Origin of the sequence: Maribellus sediminis (assembly GCF_011799805.1) — a bacterium.
Classification (GTDB): domain Bacteria; phylum Bacteroidota; class Bacteroidia; order Bacteroidales; family Prolixibacteraceae; genus Draconibacterium; species Draconibacterium sediminis_A.
Genome location: NZ_WXUB01000001.1, coordinates 1,528,396 through 1,548,504, shown reverse-complemented (window position 1 = coordinate 1,548,504; position 20,109 = coordinate 1,528,396). Strand labels below are relative to the sequence as shown.

The following is a 20,109-nucleotide window of genomic DNA, read 5'->3' as shown; positions in this document are numbered from 1 at the left end:
GAAATGGGAACACTTACAAAGACTGGCAACTTTTAATTTATTGTATTACAAGTCCTGATTTTATTGAAACGGTGCACGCTGCATTCTGTTATTAAATGTTGAATTAAAGTTTAAGGCAAAATTGCAAGACTAATTTTTGTGATATGGTTGTATAACGGAAATTTGCGGTTATGTACCCGATTCGAGTTGGTATAAACTCACAAAAATCAGATAACCAGGGAGTTATTAAGCAAACAAGAACACACCAAATACAACCGGCCCCTATCCTACTGCCTGAAAGGCACTTACAAGACTATTCAAGCCACTTACCTCCGGGTTATATATCATAATAACAACAGATCATCAAAATCGGAAATAAATAACTCAGATTAGTTTTGTTGTTTAATCTCTGGTGCAAGACTATGATTTTTAAGGATTCTCAGGAAAGCAGGATCTTATAAGTCAATCATGAAACAGTATTGTTCTTATATGTGGCGTTGTTCAACCTTATAATGATACTCTCAGAATGTTGTCAATCAAACTTTCATCGTGTTCCAGATTCAGTTTTTTGCGCAAGCGATAGCGGTGATTTTCCACACCGCGAACAGAAATACCAAGTAACGGTGCAATTTCTTTTGATGACAGGTTCATTCTCAGGTAAGCACACAACTGAAGGTCGCTTGACGTCAGTTCCGGATACTCGGTCTTCATTTTCTGAAAGAACTGCTCGTAAGCCCGTTCAAAGTTGTTTTCGAAAATTTTACGATCATCACGGCTTGAGATATTGTCATCGATTTTACTGTTCAAATAATTATAATACTTATCCGGATAACGCGAACCGAGTTCATTCTTATGTTTTCTAATGATCATTTTGAGATCGATCAGGAACTCGTTCTTCCGAATGATGGCCATTGTAGAATTAGCTAGTTCTTTACTCTTGAAACGTACTTCGCTTCTTAGTTTTTCGTTTCGTAAACGTACCAGTTCCTGTTCACGTTTTTCGTGTTGCATTTGTTCCTTCCTGAGGGTTTTCCGTATTCCCAATCTTCTGAATATCAATAGAACAGCAATCAGTATAACAACATAAAATAGTATTGCCCATTTCGATGCATACAAGGGAGGAAGTACTTTAAAAGAAAAGCGGTAGATTTGACTTTCTTTTCCCCATAGATTAACTGCCTTGACTTTAAAAACATACTCTCCGGGAGGCAGTCGCTCAAAACGGAATTCAGAATTTGGACCGGTCTCCGACCATTCGTCCCCAAGTCCTTCCAATAAATACTTGTAGGAAACGGGGATTCCGCTTAGAAATGGAAATGAAAACCTTAATGATACTGTGTTATAATTGTAATTTATCACGGCTTCATTTGCTTCTAAAGGTAGCGATATGCTTTTGTTTTTAGGATTGTTTAATTCTATTTTGCGAGCAACAGGTCTAAATTGTTCAATAAGATCGACAGTATTATTTGTTACGGACGCATCCAGCAAGGCAAGACCATTCTGAAGACATAGAATGGCAGAATATTCATTGGTTGGTAGCAAGTTTTCGAATCCTTCAACAGGTAAGGGATTATTAAAAATGGAAGTAGGATATTCTTTAATAAGTTTAATGTTGTCTTGTAAAATTGAAAACAGCCCTATGTATTCTTTTCCAAGAAACCAGTAATGATGATTAGGGGCCGGGACAATACGATGTGAAGATGCGTATTTGCCAACTGTACCATTTAGCATTGTATGCGGTACTATTGAATCTTGCAGGTCGTCGAATGTATAAAGCTTTTCACCTGTCGTAAAGACGATCCGGTTTTCTACCTTAAAAACATGAATGGTATTGTCCTTTCCGAAAGCATTTTGACCAAAATACTCACTACTAAGAACGTTTTCGCGTCTATCATCGACCTGTATCTTGAAAATTCCACGATGCATGTGGCTTGCCCAGATGTTCCCTAAATGGTCAAATTCGATGTAGCGGATTAGGTTGGCAAATCCGTTTATCGAGTTTCTTCGCATGATCCCGTTTTCTGTTTTCTCGTACACCACAAGGTTGTTATAAGTGGATTGAATGATGAGATTGGGATAAAACGGATCCTGAACAAAATTGAATGCTCCGGCCTCATCCGATATTTGATTGAATTTGTCGTTTTTTACTACAAATGTGCCTTGGTTATGTCCTACCAGTAATTCTTCGCCAAATACTTTCAAATCCCAGATTTGATCCTGTGTCTCAGGGATGATCGATACATGGTTGTCTTTAAAATCATTGCTTTTAACAAAAAGCCCTTGATTTGTTCCCAGATAGAGTTTATTATCGAAAATAGCACTGGCATATATTGCACCCGTTCCTGGAAGCCGCTGTATTGTAAAACTTCTTTGTTGGTTGCCTGATATAAATCCGATGCCAATATCAAGTGCTAACCAGATATTATGCCACCTGTCGCACACAATACCTAAAACCGTATTGTTTGAAAGTCCATTTTCGGTATTAATTTTGTTTAGTGCGTCTCCATCCTTATTAAAAACTATCAGTCCGTCAGCAAGGGTACCAATTAAAACTTTCTTTTCATCAGTATAATAGCCTCGGTTAAGCTCATTATCAATAAAATACTGGTTCCACGACTCATTCCATGTTGAAATTTCTTTTCCATCCCACATTAAGATACCTTGTTCTACAGTCCCTATTAAGATGTTCGAATCCTCGAAAGGAAGAATAAACTTTGCTGTCGTTCCTATTAATTTTTCACTTGTTGTAACTGGCTTAACATCTTCGCCATCAATTTCCCAAATACCATTATTTCTTACCGAAACCAAGACTTTATTATTTACTTGATTCATAACAGAAATACTTCCATCCAGATCTATTGGTATAATACTATCATTATGATAGGCCAGAATCTTTTGAAATGACTGAAAATAAACATAATCATCTTTTACGGCAATATTCCAAAACTCCATATTGGGCATGGAATCCAGAAAGGACCTGGCTTTCGAATCAAGCGAGTAATAAATCAGTTCGCCTCTTTCATTTGGTTTCCAATAGCCGAGTTCCATATAACCGCCGGTGTATATCACTGAATCGTTTCGTGCTTTCACCGACCTTAAAATGGTGCGATTAGGAAGATTGTTCAGTGTCCAGGTTGTCCCATCAAAAACCAGCAGGCCGGTGTGGTTGGCAAAATAAACGGTTCCAGTTTCCGATACGCTAACACTCCAGTTCTGACGTGCACCCTTGTAGGTTGTTTGATCGAACTGAATAATACCGGATACCTGATCGCTGGCTTCGACAAGCGCAATAAAACAGGATAACAAAATAGCAATAAACACAATTCTTTTGCAGACCATTAAGTTGTATTTTCTGTTTCACATGAATTAAGATAGTACAATTTATCTTCATTTTATCAAATTACCCCTCAAATTAGTAAAACCTAACACATGTCTTGTAAAATATATTATACAATAAATAATAAATAAAAACACATATACGACTCTATATCTGCTCTTTATAAGTATTGTCATTTTCACAGGATGAGGTAATAATGAGGTAATGAAATACTTCACTTAGGTAATGTGAATGATTGGTGTATGAATTCAGTTGCTTGTGCTTCAACGAATGCCTTAACTTTGCATCAAACTAATTCAAATCATAAAGTTATGCGAAAACCTATCTTTATTTTATTTCTCCTATTTTCGTGTACAACCCTCTTTGCCCAGGATAGAATTACCATCTCGGGAACGGTTGTTGACGATACAGGAGTAACACTACCGGGGGTATCGGTAATCGAAAAGGGTACAACCAACGGTACAGTGACGGATATTGACGGAAATTATTCATTAACAGTACGTCAGGGGTCAAAAGTAGTTTTCAGTTATATCGGATTTCTATCTCAGGAAATGACTGCCAGTCAATCGATTACGTACAGCGTCCAGCTAAAACAGGACGTTGTTGGTCTCGAGGAGGTAGTTGTGGTTGGCTATGGTGAGTTAAAAGTAAAGGATCTCACCTCATCCATAACTACAGTTAAATCGGATGAACTCGTAAAAACGCCGACAGGTCAGGCAATGCAAGCCTTACAGGGTAAAGTAGCAGGTGTGCAAATTGTAAACTCCGGTGCTCCGGGCAGCGAGCCTACAGTTAGGATTCGGGGAATTGGATCATTTCCAACAAGTAGTAATTCAGCTCCATTATATGTTGTGGATGGAATGTATTTTGATAACATCGACTTTCTTAATCCATCTGACATTGAAACACTTTCGGTATTGAAAGATGCTTCAGCATCGGCCATTTACGGAGTTCGTGCTGCGAATGGAGTTGTACTTATAACTACTAAAAAGGGAGCAAAAAATACCAAAACTTCCATAACCTACGATGGTTACTATGGAATTCAGGTACCGCAAAATGTGATGCAGATGTCAAATGCCGAGCAGTTTGTTGATTACATTTATCAAACCGGATCAGCTGTTGATATAAGTTTTATCGAAAATGCGATGCAACGATATGGGAGAAGCCGGGTGAATCCTAATGTACCAAATGTGAACACTGACTGGTATGCTGAAATTATGAAATCGCATGCCGCCCAGCAAAATCATTCTTTATCAGTTCTTGGAGGAAACGATAAAACATCATATTCACTTGGAATAAGTTATTTCGATCAGGAGGGACTTTTGGAAGCCGAAAACTCCTACAAGCGAATGAATATTAGAACTTCAATTGATCATCAGGCAAATGACTGGCTGAAAACAGGTGTTAATTTTAATGTTAGTAACGGCACACGATACATTGCCGATGACGGTGCCTGGTTTAGTGCTTACCATGCTGTTCCTATACTTCCGGTATATGATGATAAGCACTACGAATATCTTTTATCGCAAGGTCATACTACAGCCAGCAATTATGCAAATGCACAGGTTCTGGATTATCGTGGTGCGCAAAACCCTTTCCTCCAACTTGCCTACACGGATAACAGGCAGGATATACGAAAAGTGCTTGCAGGGATCTATGCGGAAATTGAACTTGTTCCCAATCTGGTTCGATTCAAAACGACTTACAATACTTCAATGATGTTCTTAAAAGCCAGAAATGTTGGGTTGCCTTATTTTATTAGCGAAACACAAAACAGCAACAGAATTCATTCAACTATCAGTTCCTCGAGAACTACGGATGTTAATCAGTTCTGGGACAATACACTGACATACGGCGATAGTTTTGGAGACCATAATCTAACCGTGATGGCCGGATCATCTTACCGCGACGAATGGTACGATTACCTTGTAGCTTCAGCCGAAGACATTCCATTAAATGAGAATGCATGGTACATTGGTCAAACCTTATCCGAAACATCGAAAGATGCCAATGATGGCGCGGAGCGTCTTCATGGATTGTCTTATTTTGGACGGGTATCCTACAATTACAAAAATAAATATATTGCCTACGCTACCGTGCGTAGAGAAGGTACCCAGAAGTATCAGGAGACCTGGGGAACATTCCCGGCGTTTGGACTTGGTTGGGTGGTAACCGAGGAAGATTTCATACAAGAAGGTTCGGTGCTCAATTACCTGAAATTAAGAGCCGGATGGGGTAAACTGGGTAACGATAAAATTGCGCGTCAGGATGGTGCAAACACTACCAATCCGGTGTATTTAGCGATTGATGAAACGCAGGTTGACGGAACAATAACTACCAGTACTTTTGGATATTTAGGCTGGGAAACCGTTACCGGCACAAATTTTGGATTGAATGCCGAATTGTTTAGTAATCGATTAAGTATCGAGGCAGATTATTACATCCGCGATACGGAAGATGCTGCAATTCCCGTAAGTCTGAAACTTCAATCCGGAAGTGTACTTCGAAATGTAGGTACCATTAGAAATCAGGGATTGGAATTGGCTGTTACCTGGAGAAACGAAATATCAAATAACTTAAGTTATACCATTGGAGGTAACATTTCAACCCTCAAAAATGAGGTACGCGACCTATACGGTCAGGCCTATCTTGATGGAGGTCAGGCTGAGTTCCGCCAACGTTCACAAGTGGGAGAACCACTGCTCTCATTTTTTGGTTACGAAGTAGCGGGTGTTTATCAAAATCAATCAGAAATTGATGCAGATCCAATTGCAACAGCAAATGGTCTGGTCCCAGGAGATCTTAAATTTCGAGACCAGAACAATGATGATATTCTTGATGATGACGACAAGCTGTTTATTGGTTCATATATTCCAACATTTAACTATGGAGGATTTTTGGCTTTGAATTATAAGAACCTGGAATTCTCAATGAATATCATGGGGCAGAGTGGAAACAAGATCCTCAACAGAAAAAGAGGAGAAATTATCTGGACTAATGATACAAATATAGATGCTGATCTTGCTAAAGGATTGTGGAATGGAGAAGGAACTTCCAATAAGTATCCATCGGCAGCAGGACTAAGAAAAGGATGGAACCAAAATTTCAGCGACTATTTTCTTGAGGATGGCGCTTACTTCCGGATCCAGAACATCCAGATTGCCTATAATATTAAGGGAGATGAGTTGCTGGGCCGGGGAATGCCCGATGCCCGAATCTATGTTACGGCTGAAAAACCATTAACCGTATTCAAATACAATGGATTTTCTCCGGAGGTACCCAACGGAATCGACCGTCAGTTTTATCCGGTGCCTGCCATTTATACAATTGGTGTAAATCTTAAATTCTAAACACGTAGAATCATGAAAATAAAACATTTAATAAAATATTTTGCACCCGTATTTTTAAGTGGGTTGCTACTGATTTCGGTAATTGGGTGTACCGATAAACTCGATGAACCATTTGAGGATGAAGCTTTCACCAGTGATGTGGATTACTCAATAGGTGAGGATATAAAATTGCCTCTTTTAGGAGCTTATTACGGATTGTATACTCGTGGCTGGGAAGGTCCGATAACGCTTGGTATCCGCGGCGATGATGTTAACGCGGCAGGTGATCAGGCTCCTATGCAGGAACAGGACAACTTTACGTATTTGCCCAGTCACTGGAATTTGAATGCCGTTTGGCAAAATCACTACAACGATATTATTAACGTTTTCACTGAAATGGATGAGATCGAAAAATATCGTGAAGCTGCCAACAATGATGCTCTGGTTGACCAGTATATTGCTGAATGCAAAACTATCAGAGCTTACCTTTATTTGAATCTGGCAAAAGCATTCGGGAAGATTATTGTAATCGACCAATTGGATAACATTCAAAATACTCCGGCCAGTAACATGGAACAAGTAATGCAGTACATAGTTGATGAAATGAACGAGGTGATTCCACTTCTGCCGGATATGCATCCAAATAAGCGAAGTGACGTACGTGGGGGAATTACCCGTTATACAGCTTACGCTTTACAGGCATTGGCCTACCAGGAGATGAAAGATTACCAGGGCGCAGCAAATGCAGCAGCAGCCATTATCAGTTCAGGTGAATATGAATTATCCGACGATTATTATCACCTGTTCAAGAAAGCCGGAAAATTAGATGACGAGATTATTCTTGAATTTCAGTATTCTGACTTTGGTTCTGCAACCGGGGATAGATTTGGTCACTTGTTTAGCCCGTTCGGACTTGCCTGGGATCCTGCTGTGACCGGAGCCGGTGGCGGTTGGGGATTCTACGAACCAACCAAAAAGTTTATCAAGTTTATGCTCGACAGGGGTGAAACCGTAAGGCTTGAAACATCTGTTCACTGGACTCCTGCAGGTATGGCAGAAATTGAAAATGAATGGGGAACATTGCCCGATTGGATTGATAACACCAACAGAGAAGGAGATGTTTTTATTGATAACGCCCGGAAAAAGTGGGGAGCCGGAAAATGGATACAACCATCAACAGAATTGACGGAAGGAAGGAATGGACCCGGAAGCGGTAAAAATATGATCGTAATACGCTACGCCGAAATACTTTTGGTATATGCAGAAGCCCTAACAAGGGGTGCAAACAGCAATATTTCAATGACCGCTGATCAGGCTGTAAATCTGGTGAGAGCGAGAGCGGGAATGGATCCTCTTAGTGGAGTTTCAACACAAAACGTCCTGAATGAAAAATTAGCGGAATTGGGAACAGAGTGGGATATCCGGTTTCACGACATGGTGCGCACCGAAAACGTATCAGAGTTGACACATGAAGGTAAAATCTTCACCATGGACAAAGCCTATTTTGTACTGCCTGCACCTCAGGTTTCTGAATTACCCCAATTGGAAGAAGTAGTCAATCCAACGAACTAAAAACGAAAATGAAATGAAGACATATTTTAAAATAATATTTCTGGCACTGATGGTAATTCTAATCAATGCCTGTGATCAAAATTACATCGATTCGATTTCGAAAGTGGATCCGGGGCCTGACGAATCAGCCCCGCAGGTTACTTTGATTTACCCGACAAATGGTACAGAAATTTCGTTACCGGAGGTTATTTCCTCGGTAAATATTAAGTTCGAAGTAAGCGATGACATCGAAATTGGGACGGTAAAAGTTCTCTATGATGGAACTGAAATTGCCAGCTATTCGGAATTTAACGATTACCGCAGACTTATTATCGATACCTTGATGTACGATAATGTTGGATACGGTGAACATACCGTTTCGGTGGTGGCCACCGACCTCGATAACAAATCCACAACAGTTGAAGTGGATTTCGAGAAAGTCCCTCCATATGTACCAAAATATCCTGGCGAGGTTTTATACATGCCTTTCGAGGGTGATTTCATGAATATGGTAAGTTTTGAAGTGCCAACTGTTGTAGGAAATCCGGGATTTTCAAATGAAGCACTGGGTGGATTGAAATCCTACATGGGGGCTCCCAATTCTTATCTGACTTTCTCCGGCGAGGAATTCCAAAGCGACGAGATATCTGCTATTTTCTGGATGAAAGTTAGGCTATCTGATCCTGCACCCAGCTACGGTCAACGCGCCGGAATCCTGGTTATGGGACCTGAAGATCCTGAACATCCGGATGCTCCAAACAACCGTAAAAATGGTTTTAGATTCTTTAGAGAACCTGGTGGAGGATTGATGCAGTTTAAACTTAATGCCGGAAACGGAGAGGCTGACACATGGTTTGATGGCGGAGCAGATGCACGTATTGATCCAAGCATTGAGGAATGGCGCCATTTTGCCTTCACTATTTCGCAAACTGAAGCAAAAGTATATATCGACGGTCAGATGGTAAAAGAAGGTGCTTTTTCAGGTATCGATTGGACGGGATGTGATATCTTATCCATAATGTCGGGAGCTCCGCGTTTTACCGGTTGGAATCACTGGTCGGACGAAAGTTTGTTGGATGAACTGCGAATTTTTGATCGTGCGCTTACCCAGGATGAAATTCAAAGTATTATCACCGAAGAGTCGGGCAAAGATTTTACCTATACTCCAAAATACGAAGGCGAGATCTTCTATATGCCGTTCGAGGAAACTTTCCTTGAATATGTTTCACAAACCCAGCCCACGGTTACCGGAACACCTGGATATGCCGATGGTAAAGTGGGTAAAGCCTATGCAGGAGCTCCAGAATCGTATTTGACTTTTCCGAGCGATGCTTTACAGAACAACCTGTTAAGCGCAGCTTTCTGGATGAAAATAAGATTAACCGATCCTGAACCAACGTATGGACAACGTGCCGGCATATTAGTAATGGGACCACCTGATACTGAAAATGAAAACTATCCCGATGTGCAAAACAATCGAAAAAGTGGTTTCCGTTTTTTCAGAGAACCAGGCGGAGGATTAATGCAATTTAAACTCAACGCAGGAAACGGAACTGCTGATACGTGGGTAGACGGTGGTGAAGCTGCTCGTTTAGATCCAGCTGTTGAAGAATGGCACCATTTTGCATTCTCTATTTCAGGAAAAGAATGTTTGGTTTACATCGATGGAGAAGTGGTTAAACAAAGTGATTTTACTGGAATCGATTGGACTGGATGCGATATTCTGACAATTATGTCAGGTGATCCCCGCTTTACCGGATGGAACCACTGGTCTGACGAAAGTTTATTGGATGAACTACGATTTTTCAATAAGGTGTTAACTCAAGCCGACATTCAGCAGATTATTGCTGATGAGAGTTAACAGCTAAGTGTATAGTTAGTTTAGTTAGGTTTTTCTAACAGTAGAGGCTGCCTGGGAAACCGGGTGGCCTCTATCATTTTCTACCATCCATAATCGAATTGTAATGCACAAATTATTGTTCTTATTGTTGCCGATTGTTCTTATGCTTTCATGTAGTAAGAATAACAACGACCCGGAACCCTCACCGGAAGAACTCAATGTTTCTTATGTGTACATCGGGGAATCGGAATTGAAACCAATGGATATAACTGAGGATATCGTTTTAAACGAACCCATCGAAATTCGTTTTGATCGTGCTGTGAACACGGTTTCGGCTGAGGCAAACATTTCAATTCTTGACGATACCAATGAGGAAATGGACAGTGATTTTTCATTTTTCAGCGAGAATAAACTGGTGAAGATCGACCATCCGGAGTTGGATGAAAGCAAAACATATAAACTACGCATTTCAAATGGTCTGAAAGGAGAAAATGATGAGACTTTTAAGGGAGTGGAATATGCATTTAGAACACTGACTCCCCCTCTTGTACTTGAAGCTGTATTTATCGATGGAGAAGAAGTTAATCCCACAACCAGGATTTTGAATACCGCCAGAAAACCGCAAATAGAACTTCTCTTTAATTCTTCGGTTGGTGCAAGCGATATTTTTAATTCCTCTACACTGAAATCAAATGGCGCTTCTATCAGCTTTAATATAAATCAGATTAATGATAAAACAGTATCGTGTGTGGTGCTTGAAACATTGGATGGATATGCAAAAAGTCAATTCAGCATTTCTTCTACTATTGAAAACAGTATTGGAAAACCGTTTGATGGGCTTGATCTGAATTTTTATACCGAAGCAGATACCACGTTGAAATTTCCCTTGATTCCGGACGAGGAACTGTTAACGCTGGTTCAACAACAAACTTTCAAATATTTCTGGGATTTTGGCCACCCGGTTAGTGGATTGGCACGAGAAAGAAATACTTCAGCAAATACGGTTACAATTGGAGGTTCAGGTTTTGGAGTAATGTCGATAATTGTGGGAATTCAACGCGGATTTATTACCCGACAGCAAGGAATTGATCGATTGAAAACCATTGTTGATTTTCTGGCTCAGGCCGATCGTTTTCACGGGGTTTGGCCTCACTGGATGAATGGTGAAACGGGCAAAACAGTTCCCTTTAGTTCGAACGATGATGGTGGTGATCTGGTAGAAACCGCTTTTATGATTCAGGGATTACTGACAGTCAGACAATATTTAAACGCCGGCGTTGCAAAGGAAGCTGATATAATTAATAAAATAAACATGCTTTGGGAAGCCGTTGAATGGGATTGGTACACACAAGGTGGCCAGGACGTTTTGTACTGGCACTGGTCGCCCAATTACGGTTGGGAGAAAAACCATAAGATTACCGGCTGGAATGAAGCCCTTATTATTTATGTGCTGGCTGCATCGTCAACTACCCAAACAATCGACAAAGATGTTTACACCAAAGGCTGGTCACGAAACGGGAATATGGTAAACTCAGGCGGTAATTCGTATTACGGTTACACGTTGCCTCTCCGAAACGACATGGGTGGTCCACTTTTCTTTGCACATTATTCATTCCTGGGACTCGATCCTCGAAATCTATCTGATCAATTTGCCAATTACTGGGACCAGAATGTCAACCATTCAAAAATTAACCATGCATATTGTGCCGACAATCCACAGAAATATGTTTCATATTCCGATGCGTGCTGGGGGCTCACGGCCAGCGATGGCTTTACAGGCTATTCAGCACATTCGCCAAACAACGATCGCGGAGTTATTACTCCTACAGCTGCCCTTTCGTCGATGCCATACACACCTGAAGAATCGATGGAAGCACTGCGCTATTTTTACTATGTGCTCGGAGACAAACTCTGGGGAGAATATGGATTTTATGATGCGTTTGATTTTACAAACGGATGGGTTGCTTCTTCTTACCTGGCCATAGACCAGGGACCGATAGTCGTAATGATTGAAAACTACCTTACCAGTCTTCTTTGGGAATTGTTTATGTCGTGTACCGAAGTGCAGGATGGCTTAGCAAAATTAGGTTTTACTTATTAGAAATATCATGAAGAAATTTATTTTACCTTTAATATTGATCGCTTTTATTATTAGCCTTGGTTTTTCAGGATGTAACTCCGGAAATAAAAAGTCGGTTGAGAATATTCAAGACGAGAAGAAGCATGTTGAGGACTCATTGTTGAATCTTGTTCAGCATCAAACTTTCGAGTATTTCTGGGATGGTGCCGAACCCACCTCTGGCATGGCTAGGGAACGCATTCATATGGATAATGTCTATCCGCACCACGACCAGAACATTGTTACAACCGGAGGCACAGGTTTTGGCTTAATGGCCATTTTGGTAGGGATTGAACGCGGTTTCATTACACGTCAGCAAGCACTCGAGCGTTATCAGAAAATTGTTGCCTACCTGGCAAAAGCCGATCGCTTTCATGGCGCCTGGCCACACTGGCTGGATGGCCCCTCCGGGAAGGTAAGTCCTTTCAGTAAAAAAGATGATGGCGGCGATTTGGTTGAAACGGCGTTCCTGGTTCAGGGACTTCTGACTGTTGCCGAATATTTTAAAGAAGGGAATCCGGAAGAACAGCAGTTGGCAGCCGATATTCAAAAACTTTGGGAAGGAGTAGAATGGGACTGGTACACGCAGGGTAAGGATGTGCTTTACTGGCACTGGTCGCCCAAATACGGCTGGGAAATGAATTTCCCGGTTGGCGGTTACAATGAGTGTCTGATCATGTATGTACTGGCGGCATCATCTCCCACACATCCGATCGATGCCGAAGTTTACGACAAAGGCTGGGCACGAAACGGTGCCATTGCAGAGGATACAGTTTATTATGGTCTGAGTACTGTCCTCGATTTTTACGAACACAATGACGATCCCATCGGTCCACTTTTCTGGGCCCACTATTCCTATCTGGGATTGAATCCAAAAGGCTTAAAAGATAAATATGCCGATTACTGGAAACTTAATGTGAACCATGCCAGCATACATTATCGTTATGCACTCGACAATCCGAAAGGATATGAAGGTTACGGAGAGAATCAATGGGGTTTTACTTCAAGTTATTCAATGCGTGGTTACGCCGGACACCGTCCGGGTAAAATGGATCTGGGAGTCATCTCGCCTACAGCGGCGCTTTCTTCGTTTCCTTATACACCTGAAGAATCGATGCGCTTTCTGAAATACCTCTACCTGGAGGCTGATTCGCTCTTAGGGAAATACGGCCCATATGATGCATACAGCCAATCTAATAATTGGTATCTGCCTCGTTATCTTGCCATCGATCAGGGCCCCATTCCTGTGATGATAGAAAACTACCGGTCCGGACTTTTGTGGAATCTCTTTATGAAGAACGAGGATGTTCAGGGAGGATTAAAAAAACTCGGATTTACTGTTGCTAATAATTGATTTTAACGGCAGGCAAGTCGACTTAAAAACTTAACCATTTCTAATTAAGGCAGTATGAAAAACATAAAGACTAAACATATTGGAACAGACACACGATTGGCCGGTAATACATATGTATACCTAATTGGAATTGATAGATTTAGCTTGAGATGTTTGAGTATGTGAAAATTCATTATGACAAAAATTAGACAATGACAACACTTAAAAATCTAAACCGACGTAAATTTATCTCACAGACTGCAACTACCGGAGTAGGACTAACAATACTCCCTTCGTATGTCATGGGAAGAAATGGACAAACTTCTCCCAGTGACAAAATAAATGTTGCACTCATCGGTTCTGGAACACAAGCCTTAAAACAACTTCCGGGCTGGTTGGAACGGGATGAGTTGCAATTTGTTTCGGTTTGCGATCCCAACAAAGAAAGTTTTGATTATCCGCTTTGGGGAAAATCCCAAGGTGAAAAGAAAGGTGCTCCCGGCGGTAGAGAAATTGGTCGAAAACGAATCCAGGAATTTTATGCTGAAAAAACAGGTAGTAGTTCCTTTAAAGGAATAAGTGCCTATGCCGACTTTAGAGAACAGTTGGAAAAAGAGCAGGATTTGGATGCCATCTTTATCATGACACCTGACCATTTGCATGGGGCAATTGCTTTGGCAGGTATGAAGAAAAATCTGGCTGTTGCCACCCACAAACCTATTGCAAATTTTATGAACGAAACCAGGTTGATTTGTGATACCGCAAAAGAAACTCAGGTTGCTACCCAGTGTTTTGCTTTTCAGGATCCGGCCGAACTTTATACCTTAAAAGCCTGGATTGACAGCGGAATAATTGGTGAGGTAAAAGAATTACATCGCTGGACAAACCGCCCAATGTGGCCGCAAGGTTCACCTTATTTGCCCAAGCCGGCACCAATCCCGGAAGGTTTCGATTGGCAGCTTTGGCTGGGGCCTTCAACCAACAGGCCTTATTCGCCAGACTATACACACACCGTATTTCGTGGCTGGTATGAATTTGGTGCCGGTTGCCTGGCCGACATGGGCTACTACGGTTTCTGGAAAGATTGGCGGATTTTAAATCTTGGAATGCCTGAGTTGGCTGAAGCCTCGTCGAGTTTCACCTGTGAAATTCGGGATTTCAGAAGTACTTGGGTGAAAAATAATTTAAGTTACCCTCATGCTGCAACTCTTTACTGGGAGGTTCCGGTTAAGAATAAAAATTCTACAATGGATGTATTTTGGTACGAAGGTGGGATAAAGCCTGCAACACCAAAGTCATTAATTAAAAAAGGCAAATCAATGCCTGAAGATGGTGTAATGTTTATCGGCGAAAATGGAATCATTCTAACTGATTACGGTTATCGAAATGCAGTTTTACTCGATGTAAAAAATGAAGAACAACTGGTTAGTTCGATTAAAATTCCGGAGGTTGAATTAATCGATCAGACAACTGAAATGATACGGGCATTTAAAGGAGGAAAAGCATCGCGGGGAGATTTTGTTCATGTGCAAACCGTTGCTGAAGCGATTTGTTTGGGAAATCTTGCTATCAGAATGGACGACCGTCTGGAATGGGACAATAAAAACTTAAGAGTCACGAACCTGGAAAAAGCTAACGAATTTGTGTCTCGTAAATACCGAAAAGGCTGGGAATTATAAATGAATTAAACCAACTTAAAATAATAATCATGAAAACGAATAAAATACTTTTGATTTCTGTGTACTTTCTGTGTATCAATCTTGGAGCGGTTTTAGCTCAGGATAAATGTATCTATGAAAAAGAAGGATACACAAAACTGTTTAATGGAGAAGATCTCTCAGGGTGGATAATACCCCAAGGTGATAACGGACACTGGTCGGTTATAGACGGGGTGATTGATTACGATGCGCGTTCAGAAGCAAATGGCAATAAAAGTCTGATGTCTGAAAAAGAATACATGGATTTTCAATTGCATGTTGAATGGCGCTTCAAAGGCTATGGTGACCATCTGTTTAAACTACCTACCATTTTACCCAATGGTGAATATTTGCGCGACGAAGAAGGGAATATTATCGAACCACTTGGTCCAAATTCCGATTCGGGAATTCTTTTAAAAGGAGTTGGCCAAACCAATCTTTGGTGCTGGTCGGTTGGTTCAGGAGAGTTATGGTCAGTAAGAAACAATAAAGATTTGCCGGCAGAGGTCAGGGCCGGAGCTGTACCGAGTTCTAATCAGGATAATCCGGTTGGACTCTGGAATGCATTCGATATAACTGTTGTAGGCGAACGGATAACCATTAAAAACAATGGAATTGTAGTAATAAACAATGCGCTTTATCCGGGGCTAAATGTAAAAGGTCCGATTGGTTTTCAGCATCATGGAGGGATAAATCCTGAGACCGGCAAATTAAATGGAGCTTCAAGTTTGGTTCAGTTCCGGAATATTTGGATCAAAGAATTATAACAAGATTTTACCAATTGTAGCATGCAACTAAAGTTCAAACTGTCAAGTTGTTTTATACTATTTACACTGATCTCTTTTTCGATATCTGGTCAGGAATTAGTACCGAAAACCTACTGCAATCCGCTGGATATCGATTACACTTATATGGTCTATAATTCAGCCCGGAATATTTCCTACCGATCCGGAGCCGATCCGGCGGTGATCGAGTTTCGTGGTGAATATTACATGTTTGTCACCCGTTCGTTTGGTTACTGGCATTCTTTCGATTTGGTAAACTGGGATTTTATCAAGCCACAACAGTGGTTTTTCGAAGGATGTAACGCACCGACAGCTTTCAATTACAAAGATTCACTGGTTTACTTTGCGGGCGATCCGGCCGGATACGGAAGTATTCTTTATACCGATGATCCGAAGAGTGGCAAATGGACTCCAACAGCTTCTATCTCCAACAATATACAGGACTCAGAACTTTTTATCGACGACGACGGAAAGACGTACCTGTACTGGGGCTCGTCGAATGTTTATCCCATACGAGTAAAAATGTTGAATAAGGATGATCGTTTTCTTGAAACCGGTGTAAAAAAGGACCTTATCAATCTTGTGGAGGAAGAGCACGGCTGGGAACGTTTTGGAGAAAACAATTTTCACCCTACTTTGAAGGAAGGTTACATGGAAGGTGCCTCGATAACCAGGCACGACGGAAAATATTACCTGCAATACGCGGCACCGGGAACCCAGTTTAATGTGTATGCCGATGGCGTGTATATTGGCGAAACACCGCTGGGGCCTTTTAAATACATGAAAAACAATCCGATGAGTTTTAAGCCTGGCGGATTTACCAACGGAGCCGGTCATGGTATTACAGTTAAACAAACCAACGGACAATACTGGCATTTTGCTACCATGGCACTTGCTTCGAACGCTCAATGGGAACGCCGCCTGTGTATGTTTCCCACTTATTTTGATGAGGAAGGCCTGATGTATTCGAATTCAGATTACGGTGATTACCCGCGCTTTGCACCAGACCATCCAACCAAAGCAGGCGAGCATTGTGGTTGGATGCTGCTATCGTACAAAGGAAAAGTTACGGTATCATCATCCCTAAAACAAATTGTAAAATTTACTTCAAATGATGATGAAGTTACCACTACAGAATTGCCCCTCGAAAAGAATGAGAAGGGTGATATTGTTTCGAAAGTATTGACCGACGAAAGTCCAAAATCGTTTTGGGTTGCCGAAACCAACGACGATCGGCAGTGGATAGAAATCGAAATGTCGCACCCCGGAATGGTTTATGCTTTTCAGTTGAATTTTCACGATTATGAATCAGGCATCTACACAAGAGTGGAGGGATTACGTCATCGTTTTATGCTCGAAGTTTCCGAAGATGGCAGAAACTGGCTGACTGCGGTTGATCGCAGCGAAAGTTACAAAGACGCACCCAACGCATACATGGTTCTTAATCAGCCTGTAAAAGCAAAATTTGTTCGATACAAAAACATTAAAGTTCCAGGGAATAACTTCGCTATGTCTGAGATCAGGGTTTTTGGATTGGGCCTGGGAAATAAGCCAAAAGGTGTTAAAAGTTTTCATGTAAAACGTGAAGCTGACCGAAGAGATGCATCGCTCACATGGAATGCGGTAGAAGGTGCCCAGGGATACAACATTTTCTGGGGAATTGCGCCCGACAAAATGTATCACTCGTGGCTGGTTTACGATTCAAACGAACTGTTTATGCGCTGTCTCGATCGAAATACGCAGTATTATTTTTCCATTGAAGCTTTTAACGAAAATGGAATTTCGGGAAAAACAGAACCGATTAAAATAGACTAGAAAATCATTTAAATGCAAAAGATATGAAACGCTTTCTCTCGTTTGTTGCAACTGTTCTATTATTCGCCGGGTGTCAGCATCCGGGCACCGAACCTGGTGATACGGAAATGGATACTTATATTTCAGATTTAATGTCGAAAATGACCACCCAGGAGAAGATCGGCCAGTTAAATCTGGTAACACCGGGTGGCGGAATTTTAACCGGGTCGGTTGTTAGTACCGATGTAGAACAAAAAATAAAAACCGGCCAGGTAGGAGGAATTTTTGGGGTTTACGGACCGGAGAAAACGCGACAGGCACAACGACTGGCGGTTGAAGAAAGTCGTCTCGGTATTCCCATGATTTTTGGGTCTGACGTCATTCATGGTTACAAAACAACTTTCCCGCTTCCAATTGGTTTGTCTTGTACCTGGGACATGGAACTTATCAAACAAACGGCTAGTGTCGCCGCCAAAGAAGCTACTGCTGATGGTATTTTCTGGAACTTTTCGCCCATGGTCGACGTTTCGCGCGATCCACGCTGGGGGCGCATTTCAGAAGGTGCCGGAGAAGATCCTTTTTTGGGATCGGAAATAGCAAAAGCTATGGTTGAAGGCTATCAACAAAAAGATTTGAGAGATCCAACAACAATGCTGGCCACTGTAAAACACTTTGCACTTTATGGCGCCCCTGAAGCAGGTCGCGATTACAATACTGTTGACATGTCGCATTTAAGGATGTTCAATGATTATTTTCCACCATATAAAGCTGCCATTGAAGCCGGGGTTGGAAGTGTAATGACGTCGTTCAACGATGTGGACGGGGTACCGGCAAGTGGAAATAAATGGTTGCTCACCACTATTTTACGCGATATGTGGGGATTTGATGGTTTTGTGGTATCGGATTATACTTCCGTAAATGAAATGATCGCACATGGATTGGGAGACCTGCAGCAAGTTTCAGCTATGGCTCTCAAGGCCGGTCTCGACATGGACATGGTTGGTGAAGGATTTCTTACTACGCTGACACAATCTCTGGAAGAAGGAATGGTTAGTGAAGAGGATATTAATAAAGCCTGTCGGCGAATTTTGGAGGCGAAATATAAGCTGGGATTGTTCCAGGATCCGTATCTCTATTTCAACGCAGACCGTCCGGCTACAGATATCTTAACACCCGTTCATCGCCAACTCGCACGCCAGGCTGCTGCACGTTCCATGGTGCTGTTAAAAAATGATGAGCAACTACTACCCCTTAAAAAATCGGGAACTGTTGCGTTGGTCGGCCCCCTGGTCGACAGCCGTAACAATATGCTCGGAACCTGGGCTCCAACCGGAGAAGCGCGTTATGCCGTTACCGTTCTCGAAGGTTTTAACAATGTACTTGGCGATCAGGTGAAGATTCTTCACGCAAAAGGAGCTAATATTTGTAATGATCCTGATTTTGCAAAAAAGATCAACGTTTTTGGCCCCAAAATTTTTATCGATGAACGCTCGCCTGAAGCAATGCTAAAGGAAGCCATTTCTTTAGCACGAAGGGCAGATGTAATCATTGCAGTTGTTGGAGAAGCCACTGAAATGTCGGGCGAATCATCCAGTAGAACGGACATAAGCTTACCCATGAGCCAGAAAAAATTACTACGCGAACTGGAAAAAACAGGAAGGCCATTGGTCGTTGTAAATATGAGCGGCCGCCCAATGGCAATTGGCGAAGAAGTGGAATTGGCAGATGCTTTGTTACAAATGTGGCATGCCGGTATTGAAGGAGGTAATGCATTAGCCGATGTGCTTTTTGGCGATTATAATCCGTCAGGGAAACTCACAGCCACCTTCCCTGTAAATGTAGGACAGGTGCCCATTTATTACAGCATCCGCAACACAGGGCGTCCGCAGGGAAGTGATGAATTTCAAAAATTTAAATCGAATTACCTTGATGCGCCCAACTCACCATTGTTCCCGTTTGGTTATGGATTAAGTTATACCTCATTTGAATACAAGGACCTGATTTTGGATAAACCAACGTTGACCAATCTTGATGAAATAAAAGTATCCGTTTCAGTAACCAATAGCGGTGATTATGATGGCGAGGAAGTGGTACAGTTGTATGTACGTGATATGGTGGCCAGCATCACCCCGCCAATGCGTTTGTTAAAAGGTTTCAATAAGGTATTTATTCCAAAGGGGGATACCAAGGAAGTTACCTTTACAATACGTGCACAAGACCTGGCTTTTTACCATCCCGATCTTTCGTTTTATGCCGAACCTGGCGAATTTAAAGTGTTTGTAGGTGGTAATTCCAATGCATCGCTTTCTGCAAGTTTCACTCTGGAATAATCAAAAAATGTGATA

At 41.6% G+C, this 20,109-nt stretch carries 10 protein-coding genes; 9 read left to right on the top strand and 1 reads right to left on the bottom strand.

Features of this window, described 5'->3' with window-relative positions; all coding sequences use genetic code 11:
- Positions 1 to 486: 486 nt before the first annotated feature.
- Entirely contained in the window at positions 487 to 3,318 is a 2,832-nt protein-coding gene (locus tag HFD85_RS05985) for a helix-turn-helix and ligand-binding sensor domain-containing protein (protein ID WP_167606157.1), read from the bottom strand.
- A gap of 309 nt (positions 3,319 to 3,627) precedes the next feature.
- On the opposite strand from HFD85_RS05985, the gene HFD85_RS05980 reads away from it, so the two are divergent.
- From HFD85_RS05980 to bglX, 9 genes are all read left to right on the top strand, one after another.
- Entirely contained in the window at positions 3,628 to 6,666 is a 3,039-nt protein-coding gene (locus tag HFD85_RS05980) for a SusC/RagA family TonB-linked outer membrane protein (protein ID WP_167606155.1), read from the top strand.
- A 12-nt stretch (positions 6,667 to 6,678) separates the two neighbouring features.
- Positions 6,679 to 8,217 carry a RagB/SusD family nutrient uptake outer membrane protein gene (locus tag HFD85_RS05975; protein WP_167606152.1) on the top strand — a complete coding sequence of 513 codons (1,539 nt, stop codon included), beginning with the start codon at positions 6,679 to 6,681 and terminating at the stop codon, positions 8,215 to 8,217.
- A gap of 13 nt (positions 8,218 to 8,230) precedes the next feature.
- Positions 8,231 to 10,057 (top strand): LamG-like jellyroll fold domain-containing protein, encoded by a 1,827-nt coding sequence (locus HFD85_RS05970; RefSeq protein ID WP_167606149.1) that lies wholly within the window; start codon positions 8,231 to 8,233, stop codon positions 10,055 to 10,057.
- 103 nt (positions 10,058 to 10,160) lie between these two features.
- Complete coding sequence (locus HFD85_RS05965; protein WP_167606147.1) at positions 10,161 to 12,137, top strand: glucoamylase family protein; 1,977 nt, start codon at positions 10,161 to 10,163, stop codon at positions 12,135 to 12,137.
- A 7-nt stretch (positions 12,138 to 12,144) separates the two neighbouring features.
- On the top strand, positions 12,145 to 13,509 hold the full coding sequence (locus tag HFD85_RS05960) for a glucoamylase family protein (protein WP_167606144.1): 1,365 nt from the start codon (positions 12,145 to 12,147) through the stop codon (positions 13,507 to 13,509).
- Between the two features lie 191 nt (positions 13,510 to 13,700).
- Positions 13,701 to 15,167 (top strand): Gfo/Idh/MocA family oxidoreductase, encoded by a 1,467-nt coding sequence (locus HFD85_RS05955; protein WP_167606141.1) that lies wholly within the window; start codon positions 13,701 to 13,703, stop codon positions 15,165 to 15,167.
- A gap of 29 nt (positions 15,168 to 15,196) precedes the next feature.
- Positions 15,197 to 15,952, top strand: a complete 756-nt coding sequence (locus tag HFD85_RS05950; RefSeq protein ID WP_167606138.1) for a 3-keto-disaccharide hydrolase — start codon at positions 15,197 to 15,199, stop codon at positions 15,950 to 15,952.
- A 21-nt stretch (positions 15,953 to 15,973) separates the two neighbouring features.
- Positions 15,974 to 17,785 carry a family 43 glycosylhydrolase gene (locus tag HFD85_RS05945; protein ID WP_167606135.1) on the top strand — a complete coding sequence of 604 codons (1,812 nt, stop codon included), beginning with the start codon at positions 15,974 to 15,976 and terminating at the stop codon, positions 17,783 to 17,785.
- Between the two features lie 23 nt (positions 17,786 to 17,808).
- Positions 17,809 to 20,094 carry a beta-glucosidase BglX gene (gene bglX, locus HFD85_RS05940; RefSeq protein WP_167606133.1) on the top strand — a complete coding sequence of 762 codons (2,286 nt, stop codon included), beginning with the start codon at positions 17,809 to 17,811 and terminating at the stop codon, positions 20,092 to 20,094.
- The last annotated feature ends 15 nt before the right edge of the window (positions 20,095 to 20,109 follow it).

What these genes read in the sequence shown, in the direction of transcription:
- HFD85_RS05985 (WP_167606157.1), bottom strand. Translation starts at nt 3,318, where the DNA reads ATGGTCTGCAAAAGAATTGTGTTTATTGCTATTTTGTTATCCTGTTTT.
- HFD85_RS05980 (WP_167606155.1), top strand. Translation starts at nt 3,628, where the DNA reads ATGCGAAAACCTATCTTTATTTTATTTCTCCTATTTTCGTGTACAACC.
- HFD85_RS05975 (WP_167606152.1), top strand. Translation starts at nt 6,679, where the DNA reads ATGAAAATAAAACATTTAATAAAATATTTTGCACCCGTATTTTTAAGT.
- HFD85_RS05970 (WP_167606149.1), top strand. Translation starts at nt 8,231, where the DNA reads ATGAAGACATATTTTAAAATAATATTTCTGGCACTGATGGTAATTCTA.
- HFD85_RS05965 (WP_167606147.1), top strand. Translation starts at nt 10,161, where the DNA reads ATGCACAAATTATTGTTCTTATTGTTGCCGATTGTTCTTATGCTTTCA.
- HFD85_RS05960 (WP_167606144.1), top strand. Translation starts at nt 12,145, where the DNA reads ATGAAGAAATTTATTTTACCTTTAATATTGATCGCTTTTATTATTAGC.
- HFD85_RS05955 (WP_167606141.1), top strand. Translation starts at nt 13,701, where the DNA reads ATGACAACACTTAAAAATCTAAACCGACGTAAATTTATCTCACAGACT.
- HFD85_RS05950 (WP_167606138.1), top strand. Translation starts at nt 15,197, where the DNA reads ATGAAAACGAATAAAATACTTTTGATTTCTGTGTACTTTCTGTGTATC.
- HFD85_RS05945 (WP_167606135.1), top strand. Translation starts at nt 15,974, where the DNA reads ATGCAACTAAAGTTCAAACTGTCAAGTTGTTTTATACTATTTACACTG.
- bglX (WP_167606133.1), top strand. Translation starts at nt 17,809, where the DNA reads ATGAAACGCTTTCTCTCGTTTGTTGCAACTGTTCTATTATTCGCCGGG.